This window comes from Citrobacter sp. 172116965 (assembly GCF_013458095.1).
In the GTDB taxonomy this organism is placed as follows: Bacteria; Pseudomonadota; Gammaproteobacteria; order Enterobacterales; family Enterobacteriaceae; genus Citrobacter; species Citrobacter braakii.
Genome location: NZ_CP046673.1, coordinates 4,609,202 through 4,625,649 on the forward strand (window position 1 = coordinate 4,609,202; position 16,448 = coordinate 4,625,649).

Genomic DNA, 16,448 nt, shown 5'->3' on the forward strand with positions numbered 1-16,448 from the left:
AACAATGATAATAATTTACGGCGCAGCCACGATTTCCCTGGTGTTGGCGCAGTATTCGCGCACCCCGGTCAAGCCGGGGTCATTTTTTTTCCACGCTCGCCACCCAGGCCTTCAATACCGCCACGTCGTGCTGCCACTCCTGCTTCATCTCTTCAATCCATTCAGCAACATTATCTTCCCAGGCTGGAAGATCTGGCGACTGGATTTGCTGACCTAACTGTTGCAGATGGCGCAGCCCCACGGAACCTGCCGCGCCTTTAATTTTATGTCCTTCCTCAACAACGCCTTTTTTATCCCGTGCGGTCAGATTAGACTCCAGCACGCTCAAATATCCCGGCATCATCTTCTCAAATACCGCCAGCCCGTCGGTTATTAACTTCGGTCCCACCAGCTCGAGGTATTGTTCCAACATAGGAATATCTAACAGCGCTTGCGATTTACTGCTCTCTTCAGATGTCACAGTGCTCTCCTCTTTGTTTCGGGTATCCCAGTATTTTTTGATCATGGCGGTTAACGCCGGAACCGACAGCGGCTTACTCAGCACGTCGTCCATTCCCGCGTCCAGATACTCTTTTTTATCTTTCAGAACGTTGGCGGTAAGCGCAACCAGCGGCGGCAGGTCCTCACGGGCGTATTTTTGCGTCAGCTCGCGCGAGATATCCAGACCGGTCATATCCGGTAGCTGAATATCCAGCAGCACCAGGTCATACTCGCCCGGCGTGAACATTTCCAGCGCGGCTTTCCCGGTCATGGCGACATCCACGCTGTTGCCCAGTTTTTCCAGCACTGAACGCGCGACAATAACGTTCAGTTCGATATCTTCCACCAGCAGCACATTCAGGGCTGGCAGCGGCATGTCGTCGTCTTCAAAGGCGTCTTCAATCTCTTCCGCTACCGCAGGCGCATGCACGGTCAGCGTAAAGATGGAGCCTTTGCCAGCCTGGCTGGAGACCGTAATATCACCGCCCATGTTTTTCGCCAGACGCTTCGATACGGCCAGTCCAATCCCGGTTCCCGTTGCCGGTTTGCCGCCATTGCTGTCCTTCACCTGATAATACATGGCGAAGATTTTATCTTGCTCATCCTGCGGAATACCGATCCCGGAATCTTCAACTTCGAAATGCAGTATATTCCCCTGGTCATAGCGCGTCCGCACGGTTACCTGCCCCTGCTGGGTAAACTTCACGGCGTTGCTGATCAGATTCCACAGAATCTGGCGCAAACGCGTGCCGTCGGTAATGACCTTATGCGGCAGTGGTAACGTCGGCTCAAGTACAAAACGCAGCCCTTTTTGCTGCGCCTGCAGGCCAGAGAGGTTTTCCAGATCCGCCATAAAGCTGGTGAAATCGATCGGCTGGTTATCGAGCTGAACTTTACGTCGCTCCATTTTATCCATGTCGATAATATCGTTGAAAATATTCCCCAGCGTCACGGCAGAGACGTGGATTGTTTTCAGGTATTTTTCCTGCTCAGCGGTCAGATCCGTATCCAGCAGGATCCGGCTTAAGCCGACAATGCCGTTAAGCGGGGTGCGCAGTTCGTGGCTGATGGTAGAAATGAAGGTGGTCTTATCGCGGCTGGCGCGCTCTAACGCATCCTGATAACGCTTACGCTCGGTAATATCGCGCCCAAAACCCATCAGACCATGCCGCTTACCTACGCGGTCATAGTAAGGTACTTTGCGAATTTCAAAGCAGGCTTTGCGCCCGTCAGGATAGTCCAGCCACTGTTCGTAGGTGAGCGAGACGTTATGACGGAACACCTTCTCGTCGGTTTCAATGACCTTTTCTGCCGCCTCAGGGGAGTAAACATCAGCCGGTTTTAAATTCACCAACTGCTTTTCGCTCTTGCCGGTCAGCAGTTCCATGGCACGGTTACAGCCGGAAAATTCTTTATCTTCATTACGATAAAAAACCAGATCCGGCGAGGCATCAAGGAAAGAGCGTAAAAAGGAAGACTGCTGCTCAAGCTGAATCTGCGCTTCTTCGCGCTCTTTGATTTCAACCTTCAACTGCTCGAACGTATCCTGGCGCTCCGCTTCGGCTTTTTCGCGCTCAACAATTTCCTGATTAAGCTGGGCAATATTATCTTTTAACTGCACATTGAGCTTGAGATCGCGCTCGCGCATCTCTTCCAGCTTTTGTACCAGTCGTGACAAGCGTTGCCGGGACTCTTCCAGTTGCTCCACCACCACTGACAGAAAATAGACGGCCCAGGGGGTAATCAACAGACCAAAAAAGATAGAGCGGATAACATCAATGCTTTCTACCTGGCCATGCAGCACCATGGTGACAGCCATCTGCACCACAATCGCCAACACGACCAGCGCCAGCGCCAATAACAGCGAAAAGCGCACCAGACCCAATTTCATCATCAGGTCGACGTAATATTGCGCCAGCATACGGATTTGCTTCATAGAGGGTTCCTTCACGACAACTTGGCACAATAATACTCAATTCTCAGCGTGACGTTGAAGATTGTGCAAGAAATGCGGAGGTTATCGGTGAAATGACCGAGGAGAGATTCAACGTGGGCCTGATAAGCGTAGCGTCATCAGGCAAGCAGGCGCAGATTGCCGGATGGTTAGCTCCCAGGCTGAATCCACGGAGTGCCAAGCGCAGAGCCTTGAACACCATGAGCATTGAGATAGCGATCCAGTTCGACCATCCCGGTCCAGCGGTTTTCACACCATAGCGGAGCCAACAGCATTGGGCGACGCGCGCTGGCAGAGATTCGATGATAAATCACCTCTGGCGGCGTATGGCGGATCATCTCCCCGGCGGTAACCGTGTAGTCGTCCAGTTCAATTCCGTTCAGCCGTCCGGCTTCCCAGGCCTTTGCCATCGTACTGCCTTTCACAATATGCAGCGGATGCAGCTTAATACCGTCAACGCCCGTCTCCACCACACGTTCCATGGTTTGCAGACAGTCTGCCTGTCCTTCGCCCGGCAGGCCAACAATCAGGTGTGAGCACACTTTCAGCCCGCGCTCGCGCGCCAGCCGCGTAGTGTTCTGATAGCAGGCAAAATCATGGCCGCGGTTAATCCGGTGCAGAGTTTTGTCATGCGCGGTTTGCAGACCGAGCTCCAGCCATACCTCATAGCCGAGGTCTTTATACTCACAAAGCAGATCGAGTACCGCATCCGGCACGCAGTCGGGGCGCGTCCCAACGCATAACCCGACGATGTTGGCCTGGCTGACCGCCTGTTGATACATCGAGCGCAGCACCTGTACTTCCGCAAAGGTGCTGGTATAAGCCTGGAAATAGGCCAGATAGCGTCTGGCGCGATTGACCAACTGCGCCTGATGCTCAAGCTGCTCGGCAATTGAATGGTGCTGCTGTGCTTCATCGGCAAACGAGGCGACATTACAGAAAGTACATCCGCCGCGTCCGATGGTGCCATCACGGTTTGGACAGCTAAATCCGCCGTGCAGCGTGAGTTTATGAACCTTTTGCCCATAACGGCGAGAAAGATCCCCACCAAACATATTGACTAATTTCTGTAACTGCATAATCTGGTAGACCGCGCCTTGAAAAGAGGCCAAAGCCTGCCATTTTTTGCCCCAGTCGGCGATGACCTGGATCAATCGCCCTGGCGAGCCTTTATTTATTGCATAACAAATCAAAATAATCGAAATTCCATTCACTCAAAATATAATTACTTTTCCTTATATCCAGCTGTTTTTTTTATCTTCTTATACTCTCAGCGTAAAAACAGTATCTTTAAGACGCCAAAACTCTAAAAACCAGCATAAAATGCCAAGTATATCGATAAACAAAGGGAGGACGAGAGATATCCGGCCTCTCTTACAGTGAGACAGATCACACTTCCCAGGGCATCCTACTCAGGTTATATCAATGTATAAAACCCTTTTATTTCAATATTTTCATAAAGTTAATTACCCAATAGCACATTTTTGCATAAATAAGATTGCCATTTGACCTGTGTGTGGATTCCCGATAACTTGGAAATCCGCTGGAAGCTTTCTGGATGAGCAGTCTGCTCATCATATTTATGCAGTAATTGAGATTCCCTCTGAAGCAAGTCCTCAAACTTGTTTGACCTGTGCGAAAAGGATAAAGAGGGCGAATGCGAGGTAAGCGTATGACACGCAAACCCCGTCGCCATGCTCTTGGTGTGCCCGTGCGCAACGGTCCAGATGGGAATCCCGCAGAGCCTGGGGAGGTTCACTGATATGTTGTACGATAAATCCCTTGAGAGGGATAACTGTGGTTTCGGCCTGATCGCCCACATAGAAGGCGAACCTAGCCACAAGGTAGTGCGTACCGCCATACACGCACTGGCCCGCATGCAGCACCGTGGCGCAATTCTTGCCGATGGAAAAACCGGCGATGGTTGCGGCCTGCTGTTACAAAAACCTGACCGCTTTTTCCGCATCGTAGCGCAAGAGCGCGGCTGGCGTTTAGCCAAAAACTACGCCGTCGGCATGATCTTTTTAAATAAAGACGCTGAGCTGGCAGCGGCTTCCCGTCGCATTGTAGAAGAAGAATTACAGCAGGAGACCCTGTCGATTGTCGGCTGGCGCGACGTGCCGACTAACGAAGGTGTTCTCGGTGAAATTGCGCTCTCCTCCCTGCCTCGTATCGAGCAAATTTTTGTTAATGCCCCTGCGGGCTGGCGTCCGCGTGATATGGAGCGTCGCCTGTTCATCGCGCGCCGTCGTATCGAAAAACGCCTCCAGGAAGATAAAGACTTCTACGTCTGTAGCTTGTCGAACCTGGTCAATATCTATAAAGGTCTGTGTATGCCGGCGGATCTGCCGCGCTTTTACCTGGACCTGGCGGACCTGCGTCTGGAATCGGCCATCTGCCTGTTCCACCAGCGCTTCTCCACCAACACCGTACCACGCTGGCCGCTGGCGCAACCGTTTCGCTACCTGGCGCACAATGGTGAAATCAACACCATCACCGGCAACCGCCAGTGGGCGCGCGCCCGTACCTATAAATTCCAGACGCCGCTGATCCCTGATCTGCACGACGCCGCACCGTTCGTTAACGAAACCGGCTCCGACTCCAGCTCGATGGATAACATGCTGGAACTGCTGCTGGCTGGCGGGATGGATATCATCCGCGCCATGCGTTTACTGGTGCCGCCGGCCTGGCAGAACAACCCGGATATGGACCCGGAGCTGCGCGCGTTCTTCGACTTTAACTCCATGCACATGGAGCCGTGGGATGGTCCGGCGGGTATCGTTATGTCCGACGGTCGCTTTGCCGCCTGTAACCTTGACCGCAACGGCCTGCGTCCGGCGCGCTACGTCATCACCAAAGACAAGCTGATTACCTGCGCTTCTGAAGTCGGGATCTGGGATTATCAGCCGGATGAAGTGGTTGAGAAAGGTCGCGTCGGCCCTGGGGAGTTGATGGTTATCGATACCCGCAGCGGGCGCATTCTGCATTCGGCTGAAACCGATGACGATCTGAAAAGCCGCCACCCCTACAAAGAGTGGATGGAGAAGAACGTCCGCCGTCTGGTGCCTTTCGAAGACCTGGCTGACGATCAGGTCGGCAGCCGTGAACTGGACGATGACACCCTCGCCAGCTACCAGAAACAGTTTAACTACAGCGCTGAAGAGCTGGATTCCGTTATCCGCGTGCTCGGTGAAAATGGTCAGGAAGCGGTCGGTTCAATGGGTGATGATACCCCGTTTGCCGTGCTCTCCAGCCAGCCGCGCATCATTTATGACTACTTCCGCCAGCAGTTTGCCCAGGTCACCAACCCGCCGATCGACCCGCTGCGTGAAGCGCACGTCATGTCGCTGGCCACCAGCATCGGTCGTGAGATGAACGTCTTCTGCGAAGCCGAAGGTCAGGCGCACCGTCTGAGCTTTAAGTCGCCGATCCTGCTGTACTCCGATTTCACCCAGCTTACCACCATGAAAGAGGAGCATTATCGCGCTGACCGACTGGATATCACCTTCGACGTGACCGAAACCACGCTCGAAGAGACCGTCAAAGCATTGTGCGATAAGGCTGAACAGATGGTGCGTAACGGCACGGTGCTGCTGGTGCTCTCTGACCGTAATATCGCAAAAAACCGCTTGCCGGTTCCGGCACCGATGGCCGTTGGCGCAGTACAAACACGTCTGGTAGAACAAAGCCTGCGTTGCGATGCCAACATCATCGTTGAAACCGCCAGCGCCCGTGACCCGCACCATTTTGCCGTTCTGCTCGGTTTTGGCGCGACGGCCATTTATCCGTATCTGGCGTATGAAACGCTGGGACGTCTGATCGACACTCAGGCGATTGCCAAAGATTACCGGACAGTGATGCTGAACTACCGTAACGGCATCAACAAGGGTCTGTACAAAATCATGTCCAAAATGGGCATCTCGACCATCGCCTCTTACCGCTGCTCGAAGTTGTTTGAAGCCGTTGGTCTGCACGATGATGTTGTGGCTTTATGCTTCCAGGGCGTGGTCAGTCGCATCAGCGGCGCGGGTTTTACCGACTTCCAGCAGGATCTGCTGAACCTCTCCAAACATGCCTGGCTGGCGCGTAAGCCTATCAGCCAGGGCGGTTTGCTGAAGTACGTCCACGGCGGCGAATACCACGCCTACAACCCGGACGTGGTGCGCACGCTGCAACAGGCAGTACAAAGCGGCGAGTACAGCGACTATCAGGAATATGCAAAGCTGGTCAATGAGCGTCCGGCGGCCACGCTGCGCGATCTGCTGGCGATTACACCTGGCGATGAAGCCGTAAGCATTAGCGAAGTAGAACCCGCAACCGAACTGTTTAAACGCTTTGATACCGCAGCGATGTCTATCGGGGCATTAAGCCCGGAAGCACACGAGGCGCTGGCCGAAGCCATGAACAGCATCGGCGGTAACTCGAACTCCGGTGAAGGCGGCGAAGATCCGGCACGCTACGGCACTAACAAGGTGTCGCGCATTAAGCAGGTGGCTTCCGGTCGCTTTGGCGTAACCCCAGCGTACCTGGTCAATGCTGATGTCATTCAGATTAAAGTCGCTCAAGGCGCGAAGCCGGGCGAAGGCGGTCAGTTACCGGGTGATAAAGTCACCCCGTACATCGCCAAACTGCGTTATTCGGTGCCGGGCGTGACGCTGATCTCCCCACCGCCGCACCACGATATCTACTCTATCGAGGACTTAGCGCAGCTGATTTTCGACCTGAAACAGGTCAACCCGAAAGCGATGATCTCGGTGAAGCTGGTTTCCGAACCAGGCGTCGGCACTATTGCGACCGGCGTGGCGAAAGCCTATGCGGATCTGATTACTATTGCCGGCTACGATGGCGGTACCGGTGCAAGTCCGCTCTCATCCGTGAAGTATGCGGGCTGCCCGTGGGAACTCGGTCTGGTGGAAACCCAGCAGGCGCTGGTGGCTAACGGTCTGCGTCACAAGATCCGTCTGCAGGTCGATGGCGGTCTGAAAACCGGCGTCGATATCATTAAAGCGGCAATTTTGGGTGCAGAAAGCTTCGGTTTCGGCACCGGCCCCATGGTCGCGCTGGGCTGTAAATACCTGCGTATTTGCCATCTGAACAACTGCGCAACCGGCGTGGCAACTCAGGATGACAAACTGCGTAAGAACCACTATCACGGCCTGCCGTTCAAAGTGACTAACTACTTTGAATTTATCGCCCGCGAAACCCGCGAGCTGATGGCGCAACTGGGCGTGAAACGTCTGGTGGATCTGATTGGTCGTACCGACCTGCTCAAAGAGCTGGAAGGGTTTACCGCCAAGCAGCAGAAACTGGAGCTGTCTCGTCTGCTGGAAACCGCTGAACCGCATCCAGGTAAAGCGCTGCATTGCACTGAAAACAATCCGCCGTTTGATAACGGCGTGCTGAACGCCCAGCTGTTACAGCAGGCGAAACCGTTTGTCGACGAGCGCCAGAGCAAAACCTTCTGGTTCGATATCCGCAACACCGACCGTTCCGTCGGCGCATCGCTGTCGGGCTATATCGCTCAGACGCATGGCGATCAGGGGCTGGCATCTGACCCGATTAAAGCGCACTTCAGCGGTACCGCAGGCCAGAGCTTCGGCGTGTGGAACGCGGGCGGCGTGGAGCTGTATCTGACCGGCGATGCCAACGACTATGTCGGTAAAGGCATGGCGGGCGGCCTGCTGGCAGTGCGTCCTCCGGTTGGCTCTGCTTTCCGTAGCCATGAGGCGAGCATCATTGGTAACACCTGCCTGTATGGTGCTACCGGTGGCCGCCTGTTTGCTGCGGGTCGTGCGGGTGAGCGTTTTGCGGTGCGTAACTCCGGCGCTATTACCGTGGTTGAAGGTATTGGCGACAACGGCTGTGAATATATGACCGGCGGCATCGTGTGTATTCTCGGCAAAACCGGCGTCAACTTCGGTGCAGGCATGACCGGCGGATTCGCCTACGTGCTCGACGAAGACGGTGAATTCCGCAAACGCGTGAACCCGGAACTGGTAGAAGTACTGAGCGTGGACTCGCTGGCTATTCATGAGGAACACCTGCGCGGTCTGATTACCGAGCATGTACAACATACCGGTTCTTCACACGGCGAAGAGATCCTGGCGAACTGGCCAGCATTCTCGGCGAAATTCGCGCTGGTAAAACCGAAATCCAGTGATGTGAAAGCACTGTTGGGTCACCGTAGTCGTAGCGCAGCAGAGCTGCGTGTGCAGGCGCAGTAAGGGGTAGCAGCAATGAGTCAGAACGTATACCAATTTATCGACCTGCAGCGCGTTGATCCACCGAAGAAACCGCTGAAGATCCGTAAGATCGAATTTATCGAGATCTACGAGCCGTTTTCCGAAGGCCAGGCCAAAGCACAGGCTGATCGCTGTCTTTCCTGCGGCAACCCGTACTGCGAGTGGAAGTGCCCGGTACATAACTACATTCCGAACTGGCTTAAGCTGGCGAATGAGGGACGTATTTTTGAAGCGGCAGAACTGTCGCACCAGACTAACACTCTGCCGGAAGTCTGTGGCCGAGTGTGCCCGCAGGATCGTCTTTGTGAAGGATCCTGCACGCTAAACGATGAGTTCGGTGCGGTAACTATCGGCAACATCGAGCGCTATATCAACGATAAAGCGTTCGAGATGGGCTGGCGTCCGGATATGACTGGCGTTCGCCAGACGGACAAGCGCGTGGCGATCATCGGTGCAGGTCCGGCGGGCCTGGCCTGTGCTGATGTGCTGACCCGCAACGGCGTGAAGGCGGTGGTATTTGACCGCCACCCGGAAATCGGCGGTCTGCTGACCTTCGGGATCCCGGCATTCAAGCTGGAGAAAGAGGTCATGACCCGTCGCCGTGAAATCTTCACTGGTATGGGCATTGAGTTCAAACTAAACGTGGAAGTGGGCCGCGACGTGCAGCTTAACGATCTGCTGAAGGATTACGATGCCGTGTTCCTTGGTGTAGGTACCTATCAGTCGATGCGCGGTGGGCTGGAAAACGAAGACGCTTCCGGCGTATTTGATGCCCTGCCGTTCCTGATCGCCAATACCAAACAGTTGATGGGATTTGGCGAAAGCAGTGACGAGCCGTACATCAGCATGGAAGGCAAACGCGTCGTTGTTCTCGGCGGTGGCGATACCGCGATGGACTGCGTGCGGACCTCGGTTCGCCAGAACGCGGCACACGTAATCTGCGCCTATCGCCGCGACGAAGAGAACATGCCGGGTTCCAAACGCGAGGTGAAAAACGCGCGTGAAGAAGGCGTCGAGTTCCAGTTCAACGTCCAGCCTTTAGGCGTGGAAGTGAATGCCAACGGTAAAGTGTGCGGCGTGAAAATGGCGCGCACCGAAATGGGCGAACCGGATGCGAAGGGTCGTCGCCGCGCGGAGATCGTCGCTGGTTCCGAGCACGTTGTTCCAGCTGATGCGGTGGTACTGGCGTTTGGATTCCGCCCGCACAGTATGGAGTGGCTGAAAGAGCACAGCGTCGAGCTGGATTCTCAGGGCCGTATTATTGCTCCGGAACGCAGCGATAACGCCTTCCAGACCAGCAACCCAAAAATCTTCGCAGGTGGCGATATCGTGCGTGGTTCGGATCTTGTAGTCACCGCGATTGCCGAAGGTCGTAAAGCGGCAGACGGTATCCTGAACTACCTGGAAGTGTAAGTAAGCATCTTCTGGCATCTCATCTTCAAACGCTGATGAGATGCCAGATTCCTCGCAACCCCCCTGCCCCTCCCCTCTATCAACACCGTGAAAGAGAACTAAAAAACATACGGAAACGTTTGCTTTATTCTGAGAACTGTATATTATGCGGCGGATTTTTTGGGCAAAATTCATGGAGGCGTTGTGTCGCAGGACAACAATTATAGCCAGGGCCCCGTCCCTCTGGCGGCGCGGAAGGGCGTGATTCCACTAACGTTTGTCATGTTGGGACTCACATTTTTTTCCGCCAGTATGTGGACCGGTGGCACACTCGGTACCGGTCTTTCCTATAATGATTTCTTCCTGGCAGTTCTCTTCGGTAATCTTCTCCTCGGTATTTACACTGCATTTCTCGGTTTTATCGGCGCAAAAACAGGGCTCTCAACCCACCTTCTGGCACGTTACTCATTTGGTTTGAAAGGTTCATGGCTTCCCTCACTGCTCTTAGGCGGTACACAGGTAGGCTGGTTTGGCGTTGGTGTGGCCATGTTTGCTATCCCGGTTGGCAAAGCGACGGGGATTGACGTCAATATTCTGATTGCGGTTTCCGGTCTGTTGATGACCCTGACTATCTTTTTTGGCATCTCGGCGCTGACCGTTTTATCTATCATCGCCGTACCAGCCATCGTCGTTCTTGGCAGCTACTCCGTCTGGCTGGCGGTGAGCGATGTTGGCGGTTTAGACCATTTAAAAGCGATAGTGCCGCAGACACCGCTGAATTTCTCCACCGCACTGGCGCTGGTGGTCGGCTCATTTATCAGCGCAGGCACGTTAACCGCCGACTTTGTCCGCTTTGGCCGCAACGCCAAAGGTGCGGTACTGATTGCCATGGTGGCATTTTTCCTTGGCAACTCGTTGATGTTTATCTTCGGCGCTGCGGGTGCCGCCGCTGTTGGACAGGCGGACATCTCTGACGTGATGATTGCTCAGGGCCTGCTGCTGCCCGCGATTGTGGTGCTCGGCCTGAATATCTGGACCACCAACGACAATGCGCTCTACGCTTCAGGTTTGGGATTTGCCAATATTACCGGCCTTTCCAGCCGTTCGCTGTCGGTGGCTAACGGTATTATCGGCACACTTTGCGCGCTGTGGCTTTACAATAACTTTGTCGGTTGGCTGACATTTTTGTCGGCAGCGATTCCTCCAATTGGTGGAGTGATTATCGCCGACTATCTGCTGAACCATCGCCGATATGCCGACTTCAGCAAAACACAATTTATTTCCGTAAACTGGATAGCTATCCTGTCCGTTGCACTGGGCATTGCCGCCGGTCACTATATTCCCGGTATCGTGCCCGTCAACGCCGTACTCGGCGGCGTATTCAGCTATATCCTGCTGAATCCACTTTTCAATCGCAGCCTTGCTAAATCACCAGAGGTCAGCCATGCAGAATAATAACATCATCATTCGTCAGGCGCGTTTACAGGGACGCGAAGGATTGTGGCAGCTCACGGTTGAAAACGGGCGCTTCAGCCGAATTGAGGCTCAGGACGCCGCTACGTTGCCGCAGGGGGAAGTGCTTGATGCCGAAGGTGGCCTGGCAATCCCACCGTTCGTAGAGCCACATATCCACCTGGATACCACGCAAACCGCTGGGGAGCCGAGCTGGAACCAGTCTGGTACGTTATTTGAAGGCATTGAGCGCTGGGCCGAACGTAAGGCAATGCTCACTCACGATGACGTGAAAGCGCGCGCCATGCAGACTCTTAAGTGGCAGATGGCCAACGGCATCCAGTATGTCCGCACTCACGTTGACGTTTCCGACCCAACGCTGACCGCGCTGAAAGCCATGCTGGAGGTGAAGCAAGAAGTCGCTCCGTGGGTAGAGCTACAGATTGTCGCGTTCCCGCAAGAGGGCATTCTTTCTTATCCCAACGGTGAAGCGTTATTAGAGGAAGCCGTGCGTTTGGGGGCCGACGTCATTGGCGCTATCCCCCACTTTGAATTTACGCGTGAATATGGCGTGGAGTCGTTGCACAAAATTTTCGCCCTCGCGCAAAAATACGACAGACTTATCGACGTGCACTGTGACGAAATTGACGATGAGCAATCACGCTTTGTTGAAACCGTCGCGGCGCTGGCCCATCGCGACAATATGGGCGAGCGCGTGACCGCCAGCCATACTACGGCAATGCACTCCTATAACGGCGCGTATGCTTCCCGTCTTTTCCGCCTGTTGAAAATGTCCGGCATTAACTTTGTCGCGAATCCACTGGTGAATATTCACCTGCAAGGGCGCTTTGACACGTATCCTAAACGCCGCGGCGTTACACGCGTCAAAGAGATGCTGGAGGCAGAGATCAACGTCTGCTTCGGCCATGATGACGTCTTCGATCCGTGGTATCCGCTGGGCACCGCGAATATGCTGCAGGTACTGCATATGGGGTTACATGTGTGCCAGCTGATGGGATACGGACAAATTAACGATGGCCTGAATCTGATCACCACCCACAGCGCGAAAACCCTGCACCTGCAGGACTACGGTCTGAGCGTGGGGAATTCCGCGAACCTGGTGATTTTACCGGCAGAGAATGGGTTTGACGCGGTTCGTCGCCAGACGCCTGCACGTTATTCCATTCGTCACGGGCGAATCATTGCCGAGACTGTGCCGAGCCAAACGACGCTGCATCTGACGCAGCCGGAAGCGGTGACGTTTAAGCGCTAGGTTGTAATATCCGGTGTCGGATGGCGCAAGCCTTGCCATCCGACACCGTCACTCTCATCGTCAGGTGTGTAATAAACTGGCGCGCACCTTGATCACCACCTTTTTGATGTCCATCGGAGCCTGTACCACGCAGCCCGGCTTATGCGGCTCGCCCGGCATAAAAATCACAAATCTTCCCGGCTTCAGTACCATCGCCTGCTCATCGGCAATCTGGCTACACAGCTGATAATCATCCTCCACGTGCATCTCTTCGCACTGACGAGCAGAATCAGTCATCCCGAACAGAATGCGTTCTTCACCAGATAACAGCACCTGAATATCAATGTACTCCCTGTGCAGTTCCGCTTTCTTTTGCTCCGGGCTCTGCGTTGCAAATTGCATGACATTCATAAAAATATTATCGCCCTGCAACTCGTAGCGCCCTGGCGTTTTCTCCTGCAGATTCGCCGCAACAGCCAGCGTTAACGCCTGCTGCAAAACCGGATGTAATCCGGCAGAAGGCAATGAACGCAACTCAGCTGACATCATAATCAATCTCCCTGGGCCAACAGCGCGGCCCCCAGTAATCCAGCGTCATGACGGTAATGCGCCGCCCGTAATTCTACGTGGTAAGCCGAAGGCTCTTGTGCCAGATAGTTTTCCACCAGCGCCAGATACCCTTCTGCCAGCCCCACGCTGCCGCCAATCACCACAATCTGGCAATCGATCGTGGCCTTCACATCGGCGACAAGCCTTGCCAAAGTACGTGCCGAACGATGGATCAACCGACTGGCCTGCTCATCACCCTGCCCGGCGCGGCTAAAAATGGTTTTGGCGTCGCATCCAGCAAGCGTGCCTTCGGCAGCCGACGCGATCCCACGACCGGAAGCGATCGCCTCGACACAACCCACACGCCCGCAACCGCACACCGGCCCATGCGGATCAGCCAGCGTATGTCCCAGATGCCCGGCCAGACCGCCAATCCCGGTCAGCAGCTTCCCATCACTTACCACCCCGCCGCCTACACCGGTGGAGACGGTGATAAACACCATATCGCGGTACTCGCCGCCAAGCGCATGATACTCAGCCCACGCCGCTGCCTGCGCGTCATTGACTGCCAGCGTCGGCAAAGCGGTGAGATCTTTTAGCGTTTGCACCAGAGGAAAATGCAGCAGCCCGCCGAGGTTGTGCGGGTTCAGCGCCAGTAGAGAACCGTCGCGGATAATCCCCGTTGAGGCGATCGCCACCCGCGTTGCCTGCCCCTGTAGCGGCGCAACCAGTGCTTGTAACGCGGCACGCAGAGCATCCGGTGTTTTGCTGGCGGGCGTCGGCAATTCATGACGCTCTTGAATTTGCAGGCTGCTGTCTACCAGTGCGACAGCCAGTTTGGTGCCGCCAATATCAATCGACAGCGTGGTCATAGCACCGCCTTTTTAAGCGCTGTGTTGTACCACTGGCAAATGTGCTCCAGCCGGGTAATGGCTGAGCCGACTGTCACCGCCCAAGCGCCATGACGCATCGCCTCAGCGGCCTGCGCTGGCGTGTTGTAACGTCCTTCAGCAATCACCCGACAACCCGCGTCGCTTAAAGACTTCACCAGAGCCAGATCCGGTTCTTCGGGCGTTTCTGGCGTGGTATAACCAGAAAGGGTAGTGCCAATGATTTCGGCACCGAGTTTCTGGCAGGCCATGCCATCCGCCATGGACGAACAGTCAGCCATCGCAAGGCGTTGGTGATGATGAATACGTGCCAGTAAGGTTTCTACAGGTACCGGACGTACGCGATCGGTACCGTCGATGGCGATGATGTCAGCGCCTGCCTGCGCTAACGCATCAACATCCTCCAGATATGCGGTGATGCGGACCGGAAAGTCATCAAGGTCACGTTTGAGAATGCCGATAATCGGCACCGAAACTACCGCCCTGGTCGCTTTCAGGTTTTCCACCCCTTCAATGCGTAACGCCACCGCGCCAGCCTGTTCTGCGGCCAGCGCCATCGCCGCAACAATTTCCGGTTTATCTAACGGGCTGTCAGGAACAGGCTGGCAGGAGACAATCAGCCCGCCGTTCGCGGCAATCTTGATATCCAGTTGTTCAAGTAACGACATGCTTATTCCCTTATGACTATTGCCCGGCGCAGGACCGGGCAAACGGATTAACTTTTGGATTTCACCATGGTGCTTTTGTCGCCGCCGAACGGCACGGCCCCGCTAAACGGTTTGCCATCAATGGCATCATGCGTACGCAATGCTTCAGGCCGCAGCCAGCGCTGTACGCGAGACGGCATATCGAGACCAATCAGCAGGATCACCACAAATGTCAGGCCGAAAGAGAGCGATCCCAACGCGGTGCCCAGATCCAGTCGTTGGGCAATCAGCGCACCGATGATCGGTGCCAGCGCCCCGCCCAGTGCACCCACGTTGTAGGTGAAGCCCAGACCCGCCGCACGCTGGTCGGTATCGAAATAGCCGCCAATCAGTTTGGGTAAGATCCCGGAGATCCCCTGACCGAGCATTTGCTGGAAAAACAGCAGTAAACCCAGTACCCAGACGTTTGAGCCGCCAATCGCAAACACTGGAATAATCAGCAACTGCGAAGCCAGCAGACTGCAGACATAGGCCTTACGCGTGCCCAGCCAGTCGCCAAGAAAACCACCGACGCAACAACCGACCGCCGCGCCAAAGCCGCTAAAGAAGAGCACCCTGGCGACAGTGGAAGGGTCATACAGCAATTCGGTTTTCAGATAGGTTGGCAGCAGCGCCTGAATCGGCCACGAGTAAAGGAAGGCAAACAGCACAACCACCATCAGCATGACGCCCGTCGGCCAGCGTTTCCCGCTGCTTTGCACCATAAAACTAATGAAGATAAACGCGCATATCAGGCCAAGGACCGCCACGATAGCCGCATTTTGCAGGTTGCCTGCAAAGCAGAACCACAGCGCGGTTGCGGCGGCGAGAGTCATCACAATATTGATAACCCGATGTTCGCCCCGGTAGAGAATGTCCACCATCGTGCGTACCGGCGCTTTGCCTTCGTGTTTCTCTTTCCAGTCTTCCGCTTCCGGAATATTTTTACGCAGCCAGAGGGCGAAGATAATCGGCAAAATGCCGATGAAGAACAGCGCGCGCCATCCCCAGACCGGGACCACCAGGCTGTAGACCTGGGCGGCGATCACTGCGCCTACAGAGAAGCCGGAAATCAGGAAGCCGCTGGCTTTGTTTCGCAGGTGCCTGGGCCAGCTTTCAATAACATAAGTTGCGCTGGAGCCGTACTCACCAGCCATCCCCATACCGATAACCAGGCGGGCGATAAACATGGTGGTGTAGCCCGGCGCGAAGCCGCAGGCCAGCGTCCCCACAGAGAACAGAATGATACTGGTGACCATCGCCAGGCGGCGTCCATAACGGTCGCCCATCGCTCCCAGCATTAACCCACCAAACCAGCGGGAGATAAAAGCAGCCGAAATCAGACTGGCCGCTTGTACCGTCGTCAGTCCGAATTCGCCTTGTACTTCCGTCAGCACAAGGGCGATTAATACAAAATCAAAACCATCAAGCAAATATCCCAGCCAGGCGGCAGAAAATGCCCGCCATTGTGCCCGATTGAGATGGCGATACCACGGGATGCTCTGGGTAGAAGTACTCATTTTACTCTCCCGACGATCTTTATTTTCGTTG

Annotated in this window: 10 protein-coding genes; 4 read left to right on the top strand and 6 right to left on the bottom strand. The window is 54.9% G+C overall.

The window, feature by feature from the left end; all coding sequences use genetic code 11:
• Positions 1 to 79: 79 nt before the first annotated feature.
• Together arcB and GPJ68_RS22425 are read right to left on the bottom strand one after the other, a co-directional pair.
• A complete protein-coding gene (arcB, locus tag GPJ68_RS22420) occupies positions 80 to 2,416 on the bottom strand; it encodes an aerobic respiration two-component sensor histidine kinase ArcB (RefSeq protein ID WP_180837006.1) in 2,337 nt (778 codons plus the stop codon).
• Positions 2,417 to 2,583: 167 nt separating this feature from the next.
• Positions 2,584 to 3,513 (bottom strand): TIGR01212 family radical SAM protein, encoded by a 930-nt coding sequence (locus GPJ68_RS22425; RefSeq protein ID WP_049040958.1) that lies wholly within the window; start codon positions 3,511 to 3,513, stop codon positions 2,584 to 2,586.
• Positions 3,514 to 4,197: 684 nt separating this feature from the next.
• On the opposite strand from GPJ68_RS22425, the gene gltB reads away from it, so the two are divergent.
• From gltB to GPJ68_RS22445, 4 genes are all read left to right on the top strand, one after another.
• Positions 4,198 to 8,658, top strand: coding sequence for a glutamate synthase large subunit (gltB, locus tag GPJ68_RS22430; protein WP_049040924.1), 4,461 nt, complete (start codon positions 4,198 to 4,200; stop codon positions 8,656 to 8,658).
• A 12-nt stretch (positions 8,659 to 8,670) separates the two neighbouring features.
• Positions 8,671 to 10,089 (top strand): glutamate synthase small subunit, encoded by a 1,419-nt coding sequence (locus GPJ68_RS22435; RefSeq protein ID WP_016154696.1) that lies wholly within the window; start codon positions 8,671 to 8,673, stop codon positions 10,087 to 10,089.
• Positions 10,090 to 10,272: 183 nt separating this feature from the next.
• Entirely contained in the window at positions 10,273 to 11,523 is a 1,251-nt protein-coding gene (codB, locus tag GPJ68_RS22440; RefSeq protein ID WP_104651722.1) for a cytosine permease, read from the top strand.
• Positions 11,513 to 12,793 carry a cytosine deaminase gene (locus GPJ68_RS22445; protein ID WP_053389266.1) on the top strand — a complete coding sequence of 427 codons (1,281 nt, stop codon included), beginning with the start codon at positions 11,513 to 11,515 and terminating at the stop codon, positions 12,791 to 12,793. The genes codB and GPJ68_RS22445 overlap by 11 nt, the downstream gene beginning before the upstream one ends.
• A gap of 60 nt (positions 12,794 to 12,853) precedes the next feature.
• Here GPJ68_RS22445 and nanQ read toward each other — a convergent pair whose 3' ends face one another.
• Genes nanQ through nanT form a run of 4 tightly spaced genes read right to left on the bottom strand, consistent with a single transcriptional unit; the run spans position 12,854 to position 16,417 of the window.
• Positions 12,854 to 13,321 (bottom strand): N-acetylneuraminate anomerase, encoded by a 468-nt coding sequence (gene nanQ / locus GPJ68_RS22450; RefSeq protein ID WP_016157578.1) that lies wholly within the window; start codon positions 13,319 to 13,321, stop codon positions 12,854 to 12,856.
• Between the two features lie 2 nt (positions 13,322 to 13,323).
• On the bottom strand, positions 13,324 to 14,193 hold the full coding sequence (gene nanK, locus GPJ68_RS22455; protein WP_104651723.1) for an N-acetylmannosamine kinase: 870 nt from the start codon (positions 14,191 to 14,193) through the stop codon (positions 13,324 to 13,326).
• Positions 14,190 to 14,879: an N-acetylmannosamine-6-phosphate 2-epimerase gene (locus GPJ68_RS22460; RefSeq protein WP_104651724.1), complete on the bottom strand. Its 690-nt coding sequence runs from the start codon at positions 14,877 to 14,879 to the stop codon at positions 14,190 to 14,192. The genes nanK and GPJ68_RS22460 overlap by 4 nt, the downstream gene beginning before the upstream one ends.
• A 47-nt stretch (positions 14,880 to 14,926) precedes the next feature.
• On the bottom strand, positions 14,927 to 16,417 hold the full coding sequence (nanT, locus tag GPJ68_RS22465; RefSeq protein ID WP_016154702.1) for a sialic acid transporter NanT: 1,491 nt from the start codon (positions 16,415 to 16,417) through the stop codon (positions 14,927 to 14,929).
• Positions 16,418 to 16,448: the final 31 nt, after the last annotated feature.

Bases quoted from the DNA above. Each gene is read 5' to 3' on its own strand.
- arcB (WP_180837006.1), bottom strand. From the start codon at position 2,416: ATGAAGCAAATCCGTATGCTGGCGCAATATTACGTCGACCTGATGATG.
- GPJ68_RS22425 (WP_049040958.1), bottom strand. From the start codon at position 3,513: ATGCAGTTACAGAAATTAGTCAATATGTTTGGTGGGGATCTTTCTCGC.
- gltB (WP_049040924.1), top strand. From the start codon at position 4,198: ATGTTGTACGATAAATCCCTTGAGAGGGATAACTGTGGTTTCGGCCTG.
- GPJ68_RS22435 (WP_016154696.1), top strand. From the start codon at position 8,671: ATGAGTCAGAACGTATACCAATTTATCGACCTGCAGCGCGTTGATCCA.
- GPJ68_RS22445 (WP_053389266.1), top strand. From the start codon at position 11,513: ATGCAGAATAATAACATCATCATTCGTCAGGCGCGTTTACAGGGACGC.
- nanQ (WP_016157578.1), bottom strand. From the start codon at position 13,321: ATGATGTCAGCTGAGTTGCGTTCATTGCCTTCTGCCGGATTACATCCG.
- nanK (WP_104651723.1), bottom strand. From the start codon at position 14,193: ATGACCACGCTGTCGATTGATATTGGCGGCACCAAACTGGCTGTCGCA.
- GPJ68_RS22460 (WP_104651724.1), bottom strand. From the start codon at position 14,879: ATGTCGTTACTTGAACAACTGGATATCAAGATTGCCGCGAACGGCGGG.
- nanT (WP_016154702.1), bottom strand. From the start codon at position 16,417: ATGAGTACTTCTACCCAGAGCATCCCGTGGTATCGCCATCTCAATCGG.